A 1087-nucleotide genomic window follows, 5' to 3' on the forward strand; every position below is an offset into this window, starting at 1 on the left:
TCCGAGCGTTGCGTCGGTGCCGCCGGTAAAGACGCCGGCCAGCGGCGCCTTGTTGGAAGGCGAGCCCGGAAACAACACCTCGGCCTGGCCACCTTCGGGGACCAGCACGCGGTCGCCGGTGAGAAGGGCGTGGCTGCCGTCCACGGGAATCCGGACGCCGTCGCGAATCAGCGCGGTGCCGGGTGTGGCATTGGAAAGCGATCCGATGCTGGACGGCCCGGGGGCGGCGACCGGCGGCACTGGAGACGATCCCATCGGAGCGATGGGGGTCACCGTGGCTTGGGCGATGACCACCGGTGCAACGTCGTTGTTGACGGCTCCGGAAGTGGATGGAATCGATGTCTGCGACGCGGTCATGTGAGAGGCCTCCTCGTTTATTGGATGGTCACAAGTGGCAACATGCGTGCCACTGCCCTTCCACTCCGGGGAAGCCTCGTGCGATTTATTGCAAACGGTTGATTAAAAAGGCTTTTTCTCCATTCATGCGTGCGGCGGAAGCAGCGCCGTTCGTCACAGGCACCCAAGCTTTTGGCTGTTGCTACGTTACGCGGGGGAGCGCGTACCGCGTAACACAGCCTGCAATCCGGCCGGGCCTTTGGCCTTTGGATATGCGGGACAACAAGATCCAAACCCTCGCTGCAAGCTCGGGACATCAGCCCACACCCAACGGCGGCGATTGGCACGGTGGGACCGAGCGCGATATCGAACCGCGATGGCAATGGCGCCCAGGCAGGCCGCGGCCACCGTGACAAATCTCACGCTCTTCGGCGGCAATGTCACCAGCTTTGGGGATTTTGGATTGAGATGTAATCCTTTAGGCCTCTTTTTACGTTCTGGCGCCTCAACACCGAGACGGGAGCCCCGCATGACCACCCCCGATCCACAAGCAGTCTTCGAGGCGAGCGGCCGCCTGGGCGCCATGGAGGTCCTGGGAACGCAGTTCAGTGCGGTGGTGTCGATGCTGCGCGCCATGTATGCGGCGCACCCAGAGCCGGCCAAGGTGCGGCACGGCTTCGACCGGCTCATCGGCCAGCTGCTGGTCAGCCCCTACATGGGCCATGACCCGGACCGCGCCGTCGTCCTGCTC

At 63.9% G+C, this 1087-nt stretch carries 1 protein-coding gene and 1 pseudogene; one reads left to right on the forward strand and one right to left on the reverse strand.

Annotated elements, in window-relative coordinates; all coding sequences use genetic code 11:
* Nucleotides 1–357, reverse strand: a pseudogene (locus tag AC04MI_RS25460) (hypothetical protein); the annotation flags it as partial.
* A 508-nt stretch (nt 358–865) separates the two neighbouring features.
* Between AC04MI_RS25460 and AC04MI_RS25465 the strand changes: the two are divergent.
* On the forward strand, nt 866–1087 hold a 222-nt coding region (locus AC04MI_RS25465), incomplete at its 3' end, for a hypothetical protein (protein WP_476499080.1).

This window comes from Acidovorax sp. LjRoot204, from assembly GCF_056175785.1.